16 protein-coding genes are annotated in these 19,909 nt (G+C 61.9%); 6 read left to right on the top strand and 10 right to left on the bottom strand.

Annotation, left to right across the window (positions count from 1 at the left end; translation table 11 throughout):
• Positions 1–52 precede the first annotated feature (52 nt).
• A complete protein-coding gene (locus GOQ28_RS15940; protein WP_160349684.1) occupies positions 53–580 on the bottom strand; it encodes a hypothetical protein in 528 nt (175 codons plus the stop codon).
• 125 nt (positions 581–705) lie between these two features.
• On the opposite strand from GOQ28_RS15940, the gene GOQ28_RS15935 reads away from it, so the two are divergent.
• Positions 706–1,746: a metal-dependent hydrolase gene (locus tag GOQ28_RS15935; RefSeq protein ID WP_160349683.1), complete on the top strand. Its 1,041-nt coding sequence runs from the start codon at positions 706–708 to the stop codon at positions 1,744–1,746.
• Between the two features lie 61 nt (positions 1,747–1,807).
• Here GOQ28_RS15935 and coaBC read toward each other — a convergent pair whose 3' ends face one another.
• From coaBC to GOQ28_RS15905, 6 genes are all read right to left on the bottom strand, one after another.
• Positions 1,808–3,010 carry a bifunctional phosphopantothenoylcysteine decarboxylase/phosphopantothenate--cysteine ligase CoaBC gene (coaBC, locus tag GOQ28_RS15930; protein WP_160357160.1) on the bottom strand — a complete coding sequence of 401 codons (1,203 nt, stop codon included), beginning with the start codon at positions 3,008–3,010 and terminating at the stop codon, positions 1,808–1,810.
• A gap of 82 nt (positions 3,011–3,092) precedes the next feature.
• Positions 3,093–4,175: a mandelate racemase/muconate lactonizing enzyme family protein gene (locus tag GOQ28_RS15925; protein ID WP_336603789.1), complete on the bottom strand. Its 1,083-nt coding sequence runs from the start codon at positions 4,173–4,175 to the stop codon at positions 3,093–3,095.
• Between the two features lie 67 nt (positions 4,176–4,242).
• Positions 4,243–5,223, bottom strand: a complete 981-nt coding sequence (locus GOQ28_RS15920) for an NAD(P)-dependent oxidoreductase (protein WP_160357158.1) — start codon at positions 5,221–5,223, stop codon at positions 4,243–4,245.
• On the bottom strand, positions 5,220–6,125 hold the full coding sequence (locus GOQ28_RS15915) for a fumarylacetoacetate hydrolase family protein (RefSeq protein WP_160357157.1): 906 nt from the start codon (positions 6,123–6,125) through the stop codon (positions 5,220–5,222). Before GOQ28_RS15915 ends, GOQ28_RS15920 begins: the two co-directional genes overlap by 4 nt.
• 4 nt (positions 6,126–6,129) lie before the next feature.
• Positions 6,130–7,272 (bottom strand): mandelate racemase/muconate lactonizing enzyme family protein, encoded by a 1,143-nt coding sequence (locus tag GOQ28_RS15910; RefSeq protein ID WP_160357156.1) that lies wholly within the window; start codon positions 7,270–7,272, stop codon positions 6,130–6,132.
• A gap of 8 nt (positions 7,273–7,280) precedes the next feature.
• Entirely contained in the window at positions 7,281–8,243 is a 963-nt protein-coding gene (locus GOQ28_RS15905) for a Bug family tripartite tricarboxylate transporter substrate binding protein (protein WP_160349677.1), read from the bottom strand.
• Positions 8,244–8,399: 156 nt separating this feature from the next.
• Between GOQ28_RS15905 and GOQ28_RS15900 the strand changes: the two genes are divergently transcribed.
• On the top strand, positions 8,400–9,098 hold the full coding sequence (locus GOQ28_RS15900) for an FCD domain-containing protein (RefSeq protein ID WP_160357155.1): 699 nt from the start codon (positions 8,400–8,402) through the stop codon (positions 9,096–9,098).
• On the opposite strand, the gene lspA is transcribed toward GOQ28_RS15900, so the two are convergent.
• The 3 genes from lspA to GOQ28_RS15885 are packed head-to-tail and all read right to left on the bottom strand — an operon-like array spanning position 9,095 to position 13,458.
• A complete protein-coding gene (gene lspA, locus GOQ28_RS15895) occupies positions 9,095–9,589 on the bottom strand; it encodes a signal peptidase II (protein ID WP_336603792.1) in 495 nt (164 codons plus the stop codon). The genes GOQ28_RS15900 and lspA overlap by 4 nt on opposite strands.
• Positions 9,590–9,647: 58 nt before the next feature.
• Positions 9,648–12,503, bottom strand: a complete 2,856-nt coding sequence (gene ileS, locus GOQ28_RS15890) for an isoleucine--tRNA ligase (RefSeq protein ID WP_160357214.1) — start codon at positions 12,501–12,503, stop codon at positions 9,648–9,650.
• A complete protein-coding gene (locus tag GOQ28_RS15885) occupies positions 12,493–13,458 on the bottom strand; it encodes a bifunctional riboflavin kinase/FAD synthetase (RefSeq protein WP_160357153.1) in 966 nt (321 codons plus the stop codon). The genes ileS and GOQ28_RS15885 overlap by 11 nt, the downstream gene beginning before the upstream one ends.
• Positions 13,459–13,506: 48 nt before the next feature.
• Between GOQ28_RS15885 and purN the strand changes: the two genes are divergently transcribed.
• The 4 genes from purN (at position 13,507) to GOQ28_RS15865 (ending at position 19,790) form a co-directional block, all read left to right on the top strand.
• The gene (gene purN / locus GOQ28_RS15880; RefSeq protein WP_160349673.1) at positions 13,507–14,163 is read left to right on the top strand and encodes a phosphoribosylglycinamide formyltransferase; all 657 of its coding nucleotides are present in this window, start codon (positions 13,507–13,509) and stop codon (positions 14,161–14,163) included.
• A gap of 528 nt (positions 14,164–14,691) precedes the next feature.
• Positions 14,692–16,050: an RsmB/NOP family class I SAM-dependent RNA methyltransferase gene (locus tag GOQ28_RS15875; RefSeq protein ID WP_202109758.1), complete on the top strand. Its 1,359-nt coding sequence runs from the start codon at positions 14,692–14,694 to the stop codon at positions 16,048–16,050.
• Between the two features lie 255 nt (positions 16,051–16,305).
• Positions 16,306–17,496: a DesA family fatty acid desaturase gene (locus GOQ28_RS15870; protein WP_160357151.1), complete on the top strand. Its 1,191-nt coding sequence runs from the start codon at positions 16,306–16,308 to the stop codon at positions 17,494–17,496.
• Entirely contained in the window at positions 17,493–19,790 is a 2,298-nt protein-coding gene (locus GOQ28_RS15865; protein WP_160357150.1) for a UvrD-helicase domain-containing protein, read from the top strand. Before GOQ28_RS15870 ends, GOQ28_RS15865 begins: the two co-directional genes overlap by 4 nt.
• Positions 19,791–19,909: the final 119 nt, after the last annotated feature.

Here is a 19,909-nt window from a genome sequence, read left to right as displayed (position 1 = left end):
AAATTCGATAGAGGGGCGAAATGTTAGCACCGGCGCGCTAGGCGCCAGGGCTTTAACGCGTTGGCTTGCGGCCCTTCGGGATGGTGGTGAGGGGGGGTAACGGAGGCGCGGGTCTGTCAGCCTTTTGTCGCACCCCACGAGCGCCTTTGAACAACATTCCCGCGCAGACGAGCAAAAATATCACGGGCACCAATGCGTCGAGGTCCAGCGTGTGCGTGCTGATCGCCTCGAACAGTTTATGCAGCGCGCTCCACAGCGCGACCACAGCTGCGATACCCAATCCCAGCGACAGGTGCCGCTGACTACTGCGCGCGGCCAGCGTCGTGGCGCTCGTGTCGTCATCTTCGCGCGTGGCGCCCGGCGTGACGGTCTTGTTTGCTCGCGGTTGCGATGTGCGGGGATTCGCAGGGGCGGAAGTGCTATCCGCATCATCCCTGCCCCAGGCCGGTTTCGGCAGGCTCAGCTTAAAACCGTTTCGTTCGGGTTTGGGCACAGCGCCGGGCGTGCCACCTGCCTCGCGATTGAGCATCTCGATGTAGCGCACGAAATCGCCATCTTTAGGTTCGCCGTCGAAGCGCATGGGGGAACGTCCTGGGAAAAAGCCAACGATGGATTCAGTGCGGTATCTTAACGCCTGTCGCGTCGGGACGGCTCTGGCGCCCTGGCGTATGTACGCCGTCCTTGGACCTCATCTAGCCTGACTTTATGGATTCACTCACACAAGCGGTATTGGGCGCAGGCATACAAGGCGCTCTCCTGGGGCGTACACAGGGTCGCAAGGCGCTCTTGTATGGCGCGCTGCTGGGCACATTGCCCGATATGGACGTACTGATCCGGTACGCCGATCCAGTCTCGCGGATGACGTTTCATCGTGGCTTCTCACATTCCGTGTTCGTGCTGACGCTGCTGGCCGTGGTGATGACCTGGCTGATACGAAAAAAATGGCCTGACGCGCCGTATAGCGGCAGGCGGCTGTTGCTCACGATATGGCTGGTGCTGATTACGCATCCCGTGCTGGATGCATTCACGGTGTATGGCACGCAACTCTTTTGGCCGCTGGCGCGCATCCCGGAGAGCTGGTCTGCGGTCTTTATCATCGACCCGGTGTTTACCGTGCCCCTGACTCTGGCAGTGCTGGTCGGCGCCGTGGTCGGATGCACGCGCAAGCTGCGTGTGGCGATGACGATAGCCTTGGCGTTTTGTACGGTGTATTTGGGGGTGGCGCTTGGGGGGCGTTGGCATGCGGAGCATCGCGTCGAGCATGCATTGCAGGAGCAGGGGATTCGGCCGACAGCTATCTTGGCGACGCCAATGCCGTTTAACACCTTGCTTTGGCGCGTGATTGCCAAGGATGGTCAGGGGAATTATTACGAGGCCGTGAGCGGCTGGTTTGATCGGGGTCCACCCGAGATGCTGCGGCTGCCGCTTAGTCCCGCGCAGACGACGGTGCTGGATGGCGTGCCGCTGCACGAGCGTCTGCGCTGGTTTACCAATGACTGGCTACGCTACGACGAGATCGGTGATCGTCTGGTTGTGACCGATCTGCGTATGGGGTTGGCGGGCTATTACACCTTTCGCTTTGTGATGGCAGAACGCGCGAACGACGGGCAATGGCGGCCGGTGACGCCGTACAGCTGGCCCACGGATCGCGGCGGCTGGCCCCAGATGCAGCTGTTGCTCGCGCGGCTGATCGATAGCGACAAGCCCATTCCATTGGCGGATTGGGCTTCTCGGGCCTTGCAGTAAGGCGTGCCAGCCTACACCGTGCATCGCGCCTCACGGCCGTCGGCGCACGGGCTGGGCGCGTTTAGCGGCCAGAGGGCAGGCGGGCGGCAATCTCGCGGATCAACCGACGGGCGGCGTCGAGTTTTGGGCCGCCCGGCAAGGGGTGAGCGCCCTCTTCGTCGAACAACACCAGTTCGGTGGAGTCGGCGTCCATGACCTTCTGCGCCAGATTGCCGATGAGTAGCGGAATGCCTTTGCGCTGACGCTTGGCCTCGGCGTGTTCAGCGAGTTTTTCCGTTTCCGCGGCGAAACCCACGCACCACGGCCCATTTGGCAGCTTCGCGACTTCGGCCAGAATGTCGGGATTCGGTTCGAATTCCATCACAGGCGCGCCACCGCCTTCGCTGGTTTTTTTTAGCTTTTGCTCGCTGACGTTCTTGACGCGCCAGTCGGCCACGGCGGCGACAGCAATGAAAACATCGGCGTCGTGTACGTTCGCCATGACCGCATCATGCATTTGGCGCGCGGTCGTCACAGGGATAGAGGCCACGCCGCGCGGAATCGGCAGGGCGGTCGCGCCGGTGACGAGGGTGACACGGGCCCCGGCCTCGCGCGCGGCACGGGCCAGCGCGTAGCCGGTTTTGCCGGAGGAACGGTTGCTTAGCACTCGGACCGGGTCAACTGGTTCCGAGGTCGGGCCTGCCGTGAGCAGGATATGTCGTCCGGCCAGTACTTTGGGCTGGAAAAAGGCAATCAGGTCGGCCAGCAATTCGTGCGCTTCCAGCATGCGCCCGTCGCCGGTCTCGCCGCAGGCTTGCTCGCCAGAGGCCGGCCCCAGCACGGTGACCCCATCCGCACGCAGCTGGGTGACATTACGCTGCGTGGCCGGGTTGGCCCACATCTCGCGGTTCATCGCCGGGGCGACGAGCAAGGGGCAGGCACGGGCCAAGCACAGCGTGGACAACAGGTCGTCGGCGAGCCCATGCACCAGTTTGGCCATGAAATCGGCGCTGGCCGGCGCGATCAACACAGCATCCGCACCGCGCGTGAGCTCGATGTGCGCCATATTGTTGTGGACACGCGCGTCCCAGGCGTCCACGAACACAGGCCGACCGGAAAGGGCCTGCATGGTGACGGGTGTAATGAAGTGCGTGGCGGCCTCGGTCATGACCACGTCCACCGTGGCGCCCTGTTCGGTCAGGCGTCGAACGAGTTCGGCGATTTTGTAACAGGCGATGCCGCCGGTCAGGCCGAGGACGATACGTTTATTGGCGAGGTCAAGCATGGGACGGTCGGGTGATGACGAATCTCGCATTATGCGTCATAAACCGCCCGTCCTGGTGAGTCCGGCCCCGAGCCACCGGCGCTCAAACGTAGCAGGGGCCTTCTATCAAGGGGTGTTCCGCCAGGAAGGCTTCGTCCGGTCGCAGCCCGATGCCGGCGCCGGGCAATGGGCTCACGCATCCTTGAGCATCCAACGCATAAGGTAGCTGGCCCGCGAGGTAGTCGCGGAAGGGATTGAGTTGCGTCACGTCGGCCTCGAAATAACCGGGGTTATCGACCGCGCATAGATAGTGAATCGACGTCGCCATATTGATGGCTGTGGCCGAGGTATGCGGGTTGACTGTGAGCTTGACCGCCGAAGCCATCGCGGCGATACGCATGGCCTCGGTGATGCCCCCGGTCTTGGATAGATCCGGCTGGATAAATCGCACGTTGCCGTCTTTCAACAGCGGGCCAAATTCGTAACGGGTGTAGTGATTTTCCCCCGCCGCCAGTGGCACCCGGCCCAGGCGCGCCGCGCTGGCATAGGCCTCGGCATCCCAGGCGGGGAAGGGTTCTTCCAGCCAGCCAATATCCATCTCTTCATAGGCTGGCATGACGCGCCGTACGTCGTCCAGGGTGTAGCCGGTGTTGGCGTCGACGAGCAAGTCGATGTCATCGCCCAGCGCCAGGCGCACGGCGCGCACCCGCTCGATATCGCGGCGCGCAGTGTCGCCAACGCGCAGCTTCAGCGCTCGGAATCCCTGGTTCACCAGGGCGCGCGCTTCTTCCACCAAGGTCTCCGGATCCTGCCAGCCTAGGGCAATGCCACCGGCATAGGCCTTGATCGGTTTCGGTCCGCCGCCGAGCAATTCGCACAGCGACCAATTAGTACGCTGACAACGGATGTCCCAGAGCGCCTGATCCAGACCGCTGAGCGCAAGGGCGGCGGCCGCACCCATGCCATGGCTAGCCAGCTGCATCTTGTAGACGCGATGCCACACGCCCGCGACATCGCAGGCGTCCATGCCGATGACGAGCTCGCGTAGCGTTGTGTCGATCAATCGGGCGATGGCGCCGGGGCAGCGGCCGTGGTGGCTCTCGCCCCAGCCAATCAGGCCTTCATCGGTCTCCACCCGCACCAGCACGGCGTCACGCTTGACGCTGCGCCCGATGCCTAAACGCACGGATTTCTCGGGTGGAACAGGAAATGAAATTGGGACTGCACGGATATCAGCGATTCGCATGGCAACCTCAGGAGTGATTCATCACGGGAGAAGGAGATAGAACTTGCGGGTTGACGATGTTGGGCGCGACGTCGCCGCGCAGCAGGGCCAGCAGATTAGCCACGGCGCCTTCGCTCATGCGTCGCATGCTGGCGTCCGTGATGCCCGCAATGTGGGGAGTTAGCAGGAGGTTCGGCGCATCGAAAACCGGGCTGTCGGGGGGAAGCGGCTGAACGTCGTGCACATCAAGGGCCGCACCGCCAAGATGACCGCGGCGCAGCGCGCTCAGCAAGGCCTGCGTGTCGACCACGGGTCCCCGGGAAACATTGACGAGCAATGCGCCCGGCTTCATGCTGTTGATCAGCGCCTCGCTCGCGAGTCCTCGCGTTTCATCGGTGAGCGGGCAGCACAGCACGACCACATCGGATTGCGCGAAGAGAGCTTGCTTTGTCGCAGCCTGTACGTCAGCGGGCAAGGTTTCGGGTCGCCGAGTGAGACCCATCACGGACATGCCCAGGCCCGAGGCCGCCCGCGCCAGGCGCGATCCAATAGCCCCCACACCGACGATGCCGCATACCTTGCCTGACAGCTCGGCAGCCCCATCGGCCAATGGCCGGGACTGTCCCCAGCCCGCTTGACGCAGGCTCGCGTCGATACGAGGCAAGGGGCGTAGCAGCGCGAACATGGCGGCCACGCAATACTCGACCACGGCCGACGTGTTCGAGCCTGGCACGTTGGCGACCGGAATGCGCCGCGCATTGGCTGCGTCCATGGGGATCATGTCCAGGCCGACGCCATGACGCACGACGGCGCGCAACTTGGGCGCATGATCGAAGATATCCGGCGGCAGCATGGCCCGCACGATGATGGCATCGACATCGGCGATCAGCTTGCGCAGCGTATCGGCCCCGACGTCCGGCGCCACGATCACCTCGGCATGCGCGTTCAGTTCCGGCGCGATGTCCGGATGAATCGGGTTGGTCAGTAGCACGCGTGGCTTCGCGGTCATGGAGATACTCCGGCTGCAATGGGGTTGATCAGAGTTCCCAGGCCGCTCAAGCTAATCGAAACCTTGTCGCCCGGCGTCAGCCAAGCGGGCGGCTGGTGCGCGCCTGCTACACCCGCGGGCGTTCCGGTGGCGATGATGTCACCCGGGTCCAACGGCATGCGGGCCGAGGCGTACTCGATAAGCTCGGCAATGTTGAACAGCATCTGGCTTGTGCTGGAGGCCTGCAGCAAACGGCCGTCGATGTCCAGGTGGATATCAATAGCGTAAGGATCGCCAAGCTCGTCTGGCGTGACGAGCCAGGGCCCTAAAGGCCCGGAGGTGGGTTGGTTTTTGCCGCGCACGAAGCCACCGTCCGCTTTCACCAAGCTGGTCGCGCTGACATCGTTGAAGATGCAGTACGCCGAGACGTATTGCATGGCGTCTTCGCGCGCCACCCTCAATGCTGGCTTGCCGATGACCACGGCCAGTTCGGCTTCATAGGTCACGTTCCCGGCATGGGGAAACACTTGCACCGGATCGTTCGGGCCTACGACGGTACGCCCGGACTTTATGAATATCACCGGTTCGCTTGGCGGTTGCATTTGGCGTTCGGCCAGCGCGTCGTGGTAGTTGAAAGCCGCCCCGACAATTTTGCCGGGGCGCGGCAAGGGAGCGGCCAGGCGCAGAGCGTGCAGCGGCAGGCGCGCATCGGCGTCTATCGATTGCCCGTCGCTGAAGCGGCGAGCAATATGGTCCAGGCCCAACTCTACCCATGCCTGCATCGATGACGGCAGGTCTGCATAATGCGCCGCGCAGGCGGGATGCCTCAGGTCCGCCACCCAGGCGTCTGGCCCGTCCGGATCACCGAACAAAGGCCCGGGCCGTATCGTGCCCTGTTGATCGTAATACGAAACGAATCGCATAAGATCAGGCCACCCGATAGCGGTCAAGGATCTCTCGGCGGATCTCGATGCCCAGGCCTGCGCCGGTCGGTATTTGCACCACGCCTTTGTGCTGCACGATGGGCTCCACCGACAGCTCATCGCGGAAGGGGTTTTCGCACTGTTCGAATTCCAACAACGGCGGCATGGGGCGAAAGCTCGGCGGCTGGTCCGGCAGCGCGGCGAGAAAATGCAGTGTGGCCGCTAGCCCGATGGCCGATCCCCACGCGTGCGGCACGCACTCCACGCCGTGCGCGGCGGCCAACGTCGCGATCTTGCGGCATTCGCTGATGCCGCCAGCCGCACACACATCGGGTTGGACGATGTCCATGGCTTTACGCGCCACCAGATCGCGAAACCCCCAGCGTGTGAACTCGTTTTCGCCGCCCGCTACCGCCATGTCCAAGGCGCGCGTCACCTCGATATAGCCGTCTACGTCTTCAGGCGAGATCGGTTCTTCAAACCATTCCACGTTCAGCTGTTCCAGCTCGCGGCCGAGCCGAATGGCCGCGGGCACCGTGAAACAATGGTTGGCGTCCACCATCAGCCTGACTTCGTCGCCGATCGCCTTGCGCACCGCCGCCACGCGCTCGATGTCCAGCTTCGGCGAGCCGAGGCCAATCTTCATTTTGATGGCGGTAAAGCCCTCTTCGACATAAGCGCGTGCTTCTTCCACCGCCTCTTCGATCAGACGATCCATGTCGATGAAATAGAGCCCCGTCGCATAGGCCGTGACCTCGGTACGGTAGGCCCCGCCGATGAGCTTGTGCACAGGCTTGCCGCAGATCTTGCCTATGATGTCCCACAGCGCGATATCGATTCCGCTCAATGCGGAGATCGCCATGCCCTTGGAGCCATAGTCCTTGATGCGGTTGTAGAGGTCTTCCCAGATGACTTCGACATCGAATGGGTCACGCCCGATGAGTCGCGGGCCATACTGTGACTCGATGTAGGCGCGCGCCACCTGCGAGGGCCCGTAGCATTCGCCCCAACCGACGACACCGTCGGTGGTTTCAATTTCGACAATGCAGGAGCCGCGCGATTTATAGAGCCATCCGCGCGAGGACGTGAACGGCCGTTCTACGGGGGCGCTGACGACATGGCACGTGATTTTCTTGATAGCAGTCATAGCTAACCTTATTTGGAGGTGAAGACTTTCGAGCTCACGTCGTCCAGCGTTTTTTGCACGCTCACGACTTCTTTTTCCAACGCATCTCCGGAAAGACCGTCGACCACGAAGCCGTTCTGTTCAGAAAAAGTCTTGAACGTGGGACTGAGGATGGCTTTTTCGAAGACGGAGATGAGCTTGTCGCGCACAGGTCCAGGCAGATTGGCGGGACCCACGACATAGGCCATCTGTACCAATGGTCCGTATGGGAACACGTCATAGCCTTTTTCCTTGAACGTCGGCACGTTGGGGAAGACCTGCAGACGTTGGTTATCAAAGACCGCGATGGGTTTTACATAGCCGGCTTCGATTTGTCCGCGGCTTTCAGACGGTTTGAGGACGGCCGCCTGAATCTGTTTGCCAGACAGGTCAGCCACCACCTTGGATCCGCCAGGGTAGGGCACGTTGACATAGGGCACGCCCGCCACCTTGGCCGTCATCTCGGCAAAGATGTGATTCAGATTATTCGTGCCCGGCGTGCCGATCGAGACTTTGCCGGGATTTTTACGCATGGTCTCGAGGAATTCTTCAAGGGTCGCCGGACCAGATGCTGGCACCAGCAGGATCAGCGGGTCCGTCGATACGCGGGCAATGTGGGTGAACTGGTCGTTGCGCAAGGGCGTCATTTTTTGCGCGATCTGAGCCAGCGTCGAACTGGTGCCCATGCCTATGACGTAACCGTCCGGGGCCGCATTCGCCACCTTGGTCAGTCCGATCGCACCTGTGGCACCCGGGGCGTTTTCCACCACGATGTTAAAGCCGTCTTTGGCCAGGATCTGTTGCAAGGCGCGCGCGGCGATGTCGTTCGAGCCGCCCGCGTTCCAGGGAACAATGAAGCGCACCTCACGCGATGGGTAGTCATCGGCAGCGTGCGCGGGGATAGACGCAGCAAATAAAGCCGCCGCGATTAACGCTTTTTTCATCAAAGTCATGGTCGTCTCCTCCATGGTTGGCCGGGTGTGGCTCGTTGTTGGAGGCCATGCTAGCATTCGTTATAACAAATAACAAATGGGGGGGGTTACGCGTTTGCCAATGCGGCGCGAGGATGCGAACATGCAGCGCTATTTGTTGTAACGAAGGGGAAGTAAGTGGAGTCGTCCGGCCTGAAGCAAATCGAGAAAGTCACGCTGTGGGACCGCGCGTATGCGGAACTGCGTAGCGCGTTGCTGGCAGGACGTTTCGCGCCAGGACAGCGCATTCTGTTGAGGGAAGTCGCGGGCGCTCTGGGAATCAGTCTGACGCCGGTGCGGGATGCCGTGAATCATCTGATCGCCGAGCGCGTGCTCGAGCGCGGCACGGGCGGGCAGGGCGGCGGCGCGATCGTGCCAGAAATTGACCCGGACCATTTCCGGCAACTGACGCTGATGCGCACAGAACTAGAGTCACGCGCGGCCTTCGAAGCCGCCGCCAACGTGACGCCCCAGGCAATCGCGTCGTTGCGCGACGCACTGGCGCGGATGACCGGGCATATGCAGCGCGAGCGCCGCGATGACTACCTTGAAATGCACCGCCGCTTTCATTTCGGCATTTACGCGCTCGCGGACATGCCGCTGCTGCAAGACACCATCGAAACGCTATGGCTGCGTTGTGGGCCGGTGTTGAACGTGGTGCTGCCGGAGTACGTGCCGTATCTAAAGAAAACGGACTACCACGCCGCCGCATTGGATGCGCTCAGCCGGCAAGATGCGCAGGCCGTCGCCGAGGCGATCCGTCGTGATATCGCGGATGCTGGCGAGTATATCTATCAGTTGCTGCGCAACCGGCAGCAAGGCACGGTGACGGTCTAGCGCCCCTTGCGCGCGCGTAACAGCTCGTCCAGCACGAGTAATACGGCCCCACACGTAATGCCGATATCCGCGATGTTAAAGGCTGGGTAATACCAGTCGTTCCAGTAGAACAGCAGAAAATCCACCACGTGACCGTATGCCACGCGGTCGATCACGTTGCCTAGCGCGCCGCCGAGGATCAGCGTCAACGCCCAGCAGAATCGCGGCTGGTTAGTGTTGCGGCGTAGGAGCCAGACAATCACGACCGAGGCCACCAGACCCAGCGCTGTGAAGAACCAGCGTTGCCAACCTGGTTCCGAGGCCAGGAAACTGAACGCCGCGCCGCGGTTGTACACCAAGGTGAAATCGAAGATCGGCAATACGTTGACACGTTCGCCATAGCTGAAAGCCGCATCGAAATACAGCTTGGTCGCCTGATCGAAGACGATGAGTAAGAGCGCAATGAAAAGCCAGCGACTCAACGGCGTCACGGTGCGGGGAGCGGGCGCCACCGCTGGCGCCTCGCTAGCGAACGTCGTTTGCTGTCCTGCCACATCGCGCTCCTTCATATCAGGCCTTATCCCGCGCTTCGCCCGAACCAAACAGGTTCGACACGCAACGGCCGCAGATCTCAGGATGATCGGCATCGCTGCCTACGTCCAGACGCCAGTGCCAGCAACGTTCACACTTCTTGTGCGAGGACGGCGTGATTTCGATGCGCAATTCACCCGTGGCGGGCTTCACCGTGGCCCGCGAGACGATCAGGACAAAGCGCAGATCGTCGCCCAGGCTTTCCAGGATGGCCCGGTCCTCGCCGTCGGCGTACAGATCGACCTCGGCCTGCAAGGACGAACCGATACCGCCAGCCGTACGGACTTCTTCGAGTTTGCGTTGCACCTCGGCGCGAATCGCGCGCAGACGCGACCATTTGGCCGTCAGCGCCTCGTCGATTGTGGGCAGCGTGTGATAGACCTCGGTGAAGATCGTCAGACGTGCCGCATCGGCTTGATGCTTCAATGCCGAGTCGACGAGCACCTGCCAGGCTTCTTCGGCAGTGAACGACAGGATCGGCGCCATCAGCTTCAGCAGCGTCTGCGTGATGTGCAGCAATGCCGTCTGAGCCGAACGACGGGCCACGCTATTGGCAGCGGTGGTGTAGAGGCGATCTTTCAGGATATCCAGATAGAACGCGCCCAGATCCTCGGAGCAGAACGTCTGCAGACGCGCCACCGCGGGATGGAAGTCATAGCGTTCGTACAAGGCGACGATATCGGCCTGCATTTGCGCAGTCATGGACAACGCATAGCGGTCGATCTCGAACATCTCGTCAAAGGGCACCGTCTGGCTCACGCCGTCGAAATCGGCGAGGTTGGCCAGCAGGAATCGCAGCGTATTGCGAATGCGGCGATAGCCTTCCACGACGCGCTTGAGGATCTCGTCGGAGATCGACAACTCGCCGGAATAATCGGTCGAGGCCACCCACAAACGCAGGATTTCCGCGCCCAGCGTGTCGGAGACCTTTTGCGGGGCAATCACGTTCCCCACCGACTTGCTCATCTTGCGGCCTTGGCCGTCGACGACGAAACCGTGCGTAAGCAGGCCCTTATACGGCGGGCGGCCGTACAGCATGCAGCCGGTCAGCAACGACGAGTGAAACCACCCGCGATGCTGATCCGAACCTTCCAGATATAGATCCGCGGGCCAGGCCAGCTCGGCGCCATGCGAGCCGCCCAGGACTTGGTCCTTGCCACCCAGCACGGTCGCGTGCGTCGTGCCCGAGTCAAACCACACATCCAGCGTGTCGCGGTTTTTCTCGTATTGATCGGCCTCGTCGCCCAGCAGTTCGCGTGGGTCAAGCGATTGCCAAGCCTCGATGCCTTCTTTCTCGACGCGTTGCGCGACTTGCTCCAGCAGCTCGAGGGTGCGCGGATGCAGCTCGCCGGTTTCCTTGTGCACGAAGAACGCCATGGGCACGCCCCACTGACGTTGACGCGACAAGGTCCAGTCAGGACGATTGGCGATCATGGCGTGCAAGCGCGCACGGCCCCATGACGGATAAAACGCCGTCGCATCCACACCCGCCAGCGCGGATTCGCGCAGCGTGGGGCCGCCATCGGCGGGTTTGACGTCCATTCCGGCGAACCATTGGCTGGTCGCGCGATAGATGATCGGGGTCTTGTGGCGCCAGCAGTGCATGTAGCTGTGCGGCAGCTTCTGCACATTCATGAGCGAGCCGGCTTCTTTCAGCGTCTCGACGATGCGCGGGTTGGCTTCCCAGATCGACAGACCGCCGAACAACGGCAGGCTCTGAACGTATTTGCCGTCGCCCATGACCGGGTTCAGGATCTGGTCGTCCGTCATGCCGTTCGCTTTGCACGACACGAAGTCTTCGATACCGTAGGCCGGCGCCGAGTGCACGACGCCCGTACCCGTATCGATGGTGACGTAGTCGCCCAGATAGATCGGCGAGGTGCGGTCATAACCGGCGTCGACGCGCGCCAGCGGATGATGGAAACGCAGCCCATCGAGCGCGGCGCCTTGCGCCGTGGCGATGACTTCGCCCTCGAGGTTCCAGGCCTTCAGGCAGCTCTCGACACGCTCGCTGGCGATCAACAACAGTGGGCCATGGGCGGGTGCCGGGGTCACGCGCACCAGCGCGTATTCCAGTTCGGGGTGAACGTTCAGCGCCTGGTTGGCGGGAATGGTCCACGGGGTCGTCGTCCAGATCACGACAGCGCCATCGTCGACCGAGTCCAGGCCAAAAGCCTTGGCAATCGCCGCCTTGTCAGCGAACGGGAAGGCCACATCGATGGCGGGATCGGTACGATCCGCGTATTCGACTTCGGCCTCGGCCAGCGCCGAGCCGCAGTCAAAACACCAGTTCACGGGCTTTAATCCGCGAAACACATAGCCCTTTTGCAAGATGCCACCGAGCGCACGGATCTCGTTGGCCTCGTTGCTGTGGTTCATGGTGAGGTACGGACGATCCCATTCGCCCAACACGCCCAGCCGCTTGAAATCGCGGCGCTGACGGTCGATCTGCTCGTACGCATAGGCGCGTGCCTTGGACTGGACTTCCGTCACGGGCAGGTGCTTGCCGTATTTCTTCTCGATCTGGATTTCGATCGGCATGCCGTGGCAATCCCAGCCCGGCACGTAATGCGCGTCATAGCCGGCCATATTGCGGCTCTTGACGATGATGTCCTTCAGGATCTTGTTGACCGCGTGCCCGATATGAATATCGCCGTTGGCGTAGGGCGGGCCGTCATGCAGCACGAAACGCGGCCGGCCACGGCTGGCGGCGCGAATGGCCTGATAGACCTGCTTTTCTTCCCACTGGGCAACCCAGGCAGGTTCGCGTTTAGCAAGATCACCTCGCATCGGAAAGGAGGTGTCGGGCAGATTGAGGGATTTTTTATAGTCCATGAACGGCAAAATAGGCACGCGCATGTCGCGCGTCGTCGGCGATGGCGGCAGTCAGGGAAGGGAGATCAGGAAATTTTTCTTCGTCCCGCAGTTTGTGCAGGAATTCAACTCTTATGAGTTTACCGTAAGCGTCGACCGGGCCGTCGAGCAAGTGTGACTCCAACAGCACGCGGCCATGATCTTCGACGGTGGGACGCACGCCCAGGCTTGCGACGGCAGGGCGAGGCTGGTCGCCCAGGCCGTGCACGCGTACGACATAAATCCCAGAGCGCGCGGCGCAGCGTGGCGTGACGCGTAAATTCAAGGTTGGGAAACCGAGCGTGCGGCCGAGTTTTTGGCCATGAATCACGTGCCCGCTCATATGAAACGGACGTCCCAGCAGATCACGGGCGCGATCCAGGTCGCCCACGGCCAGCGCCGTACGGACTTCGGAACTGGAAACGCGGTGGCCTTGCTGATCCGTCACGTCAGCCAAGGTTTGCACTTCGAAGCCATGGACCATGCCGGCCTCACGCAGTAGTTCCAGATCGCCGCTACGCTTGCGGCCAAAGCGGAAATCTTCCCCGACCAGCAACCAGCGGGTTTGCAGCATCCCAACTAAGAGTTCCTCGATAAACGCGTTGGCCGACATATCTGCCAATTTTGCGTTGAAGCGCTCAATGAGAATCTGCGAGATGCCTTGGTGCGCCAGGGCTTCGATTTTGTCGCGCAGTCCAAAAATTCGGGTGGGGGCGAGTTCCGGGCGTTGATTGAGCGTGGCGAAGTATTCGCGCGGGTGGGGCTCGAAGGTCAGCACTGACGGTACGAGGCCACGCGATTGCGCGGCTTGCCGCACGCGCGCCAGAATAGCCTGATGGCCGCGATGGACCCCGTCGAAATTACCGATGGTCAGCGCGCAAGGGGGCCTCTGCGCTGTGCGCGAGACCGAACGATGGAGTTGCAGCAAGTTTTTCACGACCAAGAGTTTACAATTTTAGGCTGATTGGCCTCGGAATATCTCATCTTGCCCTCTTCTTCACCTCTTAAACGCCGCCTGGTTATCCTGATTTCGGGGCGGGGTAGCAATATGCAAGCCTTGGTGCGGGCCTGCCACGAGCAAGGCTGGCCGGCCGAAGTCTGCGCTGTCATCGCCAGCCGTCCCGACGCGGCCGGCCTGCAGTGGGCAAGCGAGCAGGGCATCGCGACCGGGGCGCTGTTTCACAAGGATTATCCCAGCCGCGAAGCCTTCGACGCCGCCCTCGCTGCGGAAATCGACCGGTATGCGCCTGACTTTGTGATCCTCGCCGGTTTTATGCGTGTGCTGACGCCGGGCTTTGTGAATCACTATGCAGGCAAGTTGGTGAATATTCATCCTTCGCTACTGCCTATGTTTCCCGGCCTGCATACCCATGCCCAGGCGCTGGCGACCGGCGTGCGACTGCATGGCTGCACGGTGCATTTCGTCACGCCCGTGCTCGATCATGGCCCCATCATCGCGCAGGGCTGTGTACCCGTGCATGCCGGCGATACGCCGGAGGCACTCGCCGCACGTGTCTTGAAGGTGGAACACGAAGCGTATCCGGCAGCCGTGCGTTGGCTGGTGGAAGGGCGCGTGCGACTGACGGCCGATCATCGCGTTGAGGTCGATGGCGAGCCGCAGCGGCTATTTTTGGGGGAGTAGGAAGCCAGTTCGGGTCGGCGCGTGGTTCGTCTCTTGTGCAGGCTCTTTGTGGCTTATCTGCCTCGTCGATCTGGCGGTATCCGCCGCGGTCTTTCCCGGAAACGCATCCTGTGACGGAAACCTCGGTATCATCCGGCCCAACCGTACACAGTATCATCGAGCTGGAACGAACCCCTTTACCTCGAATGTCGCGGTAGAAGGCATCGTCAGACAAGACGAAGCTACCTGCGTCGAGCGGTTCAGATGAGATTCATCGAGCAATACGTACGCAATAACATTCGCCGAGGCAGCTTTTGCCTCGGCTCCGAAGTTTGATTGGTCAAGGCGCGACGCGTCCTGATCTAGCATGGAAAAATCATGAGCAAGTTCCCCGCCTCCCGGCAGCGTCCCGACCGCGCGTTCGGCTCGAACCGATCCGAATCCGGCCAACGCGGCAGCGCGCGTCGCTCCGCCAGTGGGCCGTCGCAGCATCAAGCGTCGCATCCCCGCGTGCCGCGTGCGGTCATCCGTATCGATCAAGTTCAGCGCTTGCTGGGTGAAGTCCTGCAATGGACTTACCCGGCCGATGCTACGTTGTCGCACTGGTTCCGCGCACACCCGACCCTGGGCGGACGCGACCGGGGCGAGGTAGCCGAGGCTGTCTACGACGTTTTGCGCCATCTGCGCCGCTATCGTCAACTGGCCGAGAGCGGCAGCGGCGCCGCATCGCGCCGTCTGGCCATTCTCGGTCTGGCCGCGACGGTGGGCCCAGAGTTTCTGGAAGACGGGCTCGATCCGGACGAGCGGGAGTGGCTGCAACGCGTCAGCCGCATCGATACCTCCTCGCTGCCCCGCGCCGTGCGGGCCAGCATGCCCGAGTGGCTGGACGAGCGCCTGGGCCGCCTGGAGGACGCAGAGTCGCTGATGGCCGCCTTGAACCGGCCCGCCGCGCTGGATCTGCGTGTCAATCCGCTGAAAATGGAGCGCGAGGCCGCGCTGGCGGCGTTGGCCGATGGCCCCGCCGCCCGTTACGAGCCGCAGCCCATGCCGTATTCGCCCTGGGGAATTCGCGTGGCCGGTCGTCCCGCCGTCAATCGTTGGCCGCTTTTCGAAAATGGCAGCCTCGAGGTCCAGGACGAAGGCAGTCAGTTGCTGGCGTTGCTAGTGGCGCCGCGTCGTGGCGAGATGATTATTGATTTCTGCGCCGGGGCAGGGGGCAAGACCCTGCTGCTGGGCGCGCTGATGCGTTCGACGGGTCGCCTGTACGCCTTCGATGTGTCCGCCGCCCGGTTGGCGCGCGCGAAGCCTCGCTTTGCCCGCAGTGGCTTGTCGAACGTCGTGCCTGTCGCGATCGACAGCGAAAACGACGCCCGGGTCAAGCGTCTGGCCGGCAAGGCGCAGCGCGTGCTCGTGGATGCGCCTTGCAGCGGCATCGGCACCTTGCGTCGCAACCCGGATCTGAAATGGCGCCAGCACCCCGAGGCGCTGTCCGAACTGACCGCGCTGCAGACGCGCATTTTCAATAGCGCCGCCCGGTGCGTGGCGCCCGGTGGCCGTCTGGTCTATGCGACCTGCAGCCTGCTGGCAGAGGAGAACGAGGCGCAAGTGGAGCAATTCCTGGCCACGCACCCCGACTTCGTACAGCTGGATGCCGCCGAAATTTTGAAAGGGCGCTGTCCGGATCTGGCCGTCACGGGACCGAATATTCAGCTACGACCCGATGTCCATGGGACGGACGGGTTCTTCGCCGCCGTGTTGGAGCGCCGCAAAGCGCCCGCCGTGGGCAAGGCGAGCGCCGTAGCCGATAGCGCCGAGTCGGGCGAAGTGCCTGAAGAGAGTCTGGTTGATGCGGACGGCGTCGCAGACGCGGCCAGCGTACCTACCGCCAAGGGCAGCGCTGAACAGTAATTCGATTAGTCCGTAAAAAGCCACAACTGCGCCAACGATGTGTCGCAAATTGTGTCTTACTAGACCGTTTTACTACGCGACGCTGCGAGTGCCATGTTGCTATTTGCAAGGGCCACAGGCCCCTGCAACCGCAGCGCAGTGTTCGCTTAGTCCTTGATTTATCACAAAAACTATTTTGAAATCTCGCTGTCATAAGCTAGTCAGGTAGGCTAAACTTCCTGTCATTCCTTACTTGCGAGGATCGCAAACAGCTATATGGATCAACTCTTTTCCTTCCTAGCCGGCGGGCTTACTCAAGCCAGCTGGTGGCAAATTGTCCTGTTCACGCTGGTGATGACCCACATCACGATCGTGTCAGTTACGATTTTCCTGCATCGCAGCCAGACTCACCGGGGTCTCGACTTGCATCCTGCAGTCATGCACTTTTTCCGGTTCTGGTTATGGATGACGACCGGCATGGTCACGAAGGAATGGGTAGCCATTCACCGTAAGCACCACGCCAAATGCGAAAAAGAAGGCGACCCGCACTCGCCGATGTTGTTCGGCGTCTGGAAAGTACTGTTCCGCGGCGCTGACCTGTATCGCGTCGAATCCGCCAACAAGGAAACCATGGCCAAGTTCGGTCACGGTACGCCTGACGACTGGCTCGAGCGTAACGTTTATGCCAAGCACAGCCTCTGGGGCGTGCTGACGATGCTGGCGATCGACGTCGCGTTGTTCGGTGCCATCGGTCTGACGGTCTGGGCGGTGCAAATGGCCTGGATTCCGTTCTGGGCGGCAGGCGTTGTCAACGGTATCGGCCACTTCTGGGGCTACCGTAACTACAACAGCCCGGACACCAGCACGAACGTGTTCCCGTGGGGCATCATCATCGGTGGCGAAGAGCTGCACAACAACCACCACGCCCATGGTACGTCGGCCAAGTTCTCGGCCAAGTGGTACGAGATCGACATCGGCTGGGGCTATATCCAGATCCTGAAGTTCTTCGGTCTGGCCAAGGTGCGCAAGGTCGCTCCGAAGCTCAAGCTCGAGCCGGGCAGCAAGGCGATCGATCTGACGACCCTGAACGGCGTGATCACTCACCGTTACGAGGTGCTGGCCCGCTACGGCGAGATCATGAAGACGACGCTGCGCGAAGAAATGAGCAAGCTCAAGCCGGCCGATGGCTCCGCCACCCGTCTGCAACGTGCGCGCCGCTGGTTGTTCCGTAACGAGGAAGTCCTCCATCCGGAGCAGCGTGCCGAGGTCGAGCAGGCGATTGCGCAGAGCAAGACGCTCGCGACCCTGGTGCAAATGCGCCGCGACCTGGGCCGCCTCTGGGAAAGCTCCAGCGCCAGCAGCGAACAGTTGTTACATGACCTGCAGGCCTGGTGCCAGCGCGCCCAGCAAAGCGGCATCGCCGGGCTCGAGCAATTCGCACAACGTCTTAGCCGCTATGCGGCATGATGTTAGACAAGCTCAATCCTGAACAACGCGCCGCCGTAACACTCGAACCGCAACACGCCCTGGTACTCGCCGGGGCGGGTAGCGGCAAGACCCGGGTGTTGACGACTCGGATGGCCTGGCTGATTCAAACCGGCCAGGCCACGCCATTTGCGCTGCTCGCGGTGACCTTTACCAACAAGGCGGCGCGCGAGATGCTCGCGCGTATGTCGGCGATCCTGCCGATCGATACGCGCGGACTTTGGATCGGCACCTTTCACGGCCTGTGCAACCGCATGCTGCGCGCGCACCACCGGGACGCGGGGCTGCCGCAATCCTTCCAGATTCTCGATACCTCCGATCAGCTCGCCGCGATCAAGCGCCTGATGAAGGCCAATAATATCGACGACGAGAAGTTCCCCGCCCGGGACATCCAGCGCTTCATCAACGGCGCGAAAGAAGCGGGCGAGCGGCCTGGCGTTATCGATGCCGACAACAGCCATCATCGCAAGCAGATCGAGATCTACCAGCTTTACGAGGCGCAATGCCAACGCGAAGGCGTCGTGGATTTCGCCGAACTGTTGCTGCGCGCCTTCGAGCTGCTGAAGCATAACGCACCAGTGCGAGAGCACTATCAGCGGCGCTTCCGTCACATTCTGGTCGACGAATTCCAAGACACCAATACGCTGCAGTATCAATGGCTGAAAATGCTGGCCGGCGGCGGCGCGTCGATCTTCGCCGTCGGCGACGACGATCAGTCGATCTATGCTTTCCGGGGCGCAAACGTCGGCAATATGGCGGATTTCGAGCGCGACTATGCGCGCGGCACCGTCATCCGCCTGGAGCAGAACTATCGTTCCTACGGTCACATCCTCGACGCCGCGAATGCGTTGATTGGCCACAATAGCGGTCGGCTGGGTAAAAACCTCTGGACCGAGCAGGGCGAGGGCGAGCCGATCCGTGTGATCGAACAACCTTCTGACGGGATGGAGGCGCAATGGCTGGTCGACGAAGTCCGCGCGCTGATCAACGAGGGCCGTCTACGCCGTGAAATTGCGGTGCTGTATCGCAGCAACGCGCAGTCGCGCGTCATCGAACATGCGCTGTTTTCTGCCGGTATTCCCTACAAGGTCTATGGCGGTCTGCGGTTCTTTGAGCGCCAGGAAATCAAACACGCCTTGGCGTACCTGCGGCTGATGGCCAATCCGCACGACGATACGTCATGGATGCGCGTGGTCAACTTTCCCACCCGGGGAATTGGCGCGCGCACGCTGGAGCAATTGGCCGACGCCGCCCGCAGCCACGACACCAGTCTTTATGGCGCTGTCGCGCGTGTCGGTGGCAAGGGCGGCTCGAATCTGGCGCAGTTTGCGCAGCTGATTGGCCGCATGGCGCACGAGACGCGTGAACTGCCACTGCCCGAATTGGTCGAGCACATGCTCGCCAATAGTGGCTTGATCGAGCATTACAAGGCCGATCGTGATGGCGCGGAACGTCTGGAAAACTTGAACGAGCTGATCACCGCCGCCGCCGTATTCGCGTCGGAGGAAAACTTCGACGGGTTGCCTGCGGGGATCGTGCCGGATATCGCAGGCGATAGCGGGCTGATGCCGGGCGTGGTGGATGCGCCGGTGGATGTGACGTCAGGCATGACGCCGCTGGCGGCCTTTTTGTCGCATGCCTCCTTAGAGGCGGGCGACAATCAAGCGCAGGCCGGCGAGGACGCCGTGCAGTTGATGACGGTGCATGCCGCCAAGGGGCTCGAGTTCGACGCGGTCTTCATCACGGGGCTGGAAGAGGGGCTTTTCCCGCACGAGAACAGCATCCTGGAGGCTTCGGGCCTCGAAGAAGAACGCCGCCTGATGTATGTGGCGATCACGCGGGCGCGGGAACGTCTGTACCTGACGCTGGCGCAAAGCCGCATGCTGCACGGTCAGACGCGTTACGCCATGCGTTCGCGCTTTCTGGACGAGATTCCAGAACAGCATCTGAAATGGCTGACGCCCCGAGGCGGCGCGAGCCACGCGTACGCGGGTTTTGGGGAATCGGCGGCTCGTGTGAACCACGGCGACGCTTTCGGACGCCCCGCGACACGGACAATTGCACCGCGCACCCCGCGCGGCGTAACGTCTGGCGTGACGGTCGGCGACCAGCATTTCAGGATCGGGCAAGGCGTGCGCCATGCGCGCTTTGGCGATGGCACCATCATCGGGCTTAGCGGTTCTGGTCAGGATGCCCAGGCGCAGATTCAGTTCCGGGATGTGGGCGCCAAGACACTGGCGCTGGGAATCGCGAAGCTCGAGATCGTTCAGGGCTGAGCGTACGACGACGAGCGTCCTGGCGCCACGGGTCGCCTCGTTCTCCGATGTCTGGGCCGGATTCGGTTTATCGGTATTGGCAGATTGGCAATGCGCGGCGGGCGAGTCGCTGAATGGAT

It is taken from the genome of Bordetella sp. 02P26C-1 (genome assembly GCF_009763255.1).
In the GTDB taxonomy this organism is placed as follows: domain Bacteria; phylum Pseudomonadota; class Gammaproteobacteria; order Burkholderiales; family Burkholderiaceae_B; genus Bordetella_A.
This window is presented reverse-complemented; position numbering and strand designations above follow the sequence as displayed.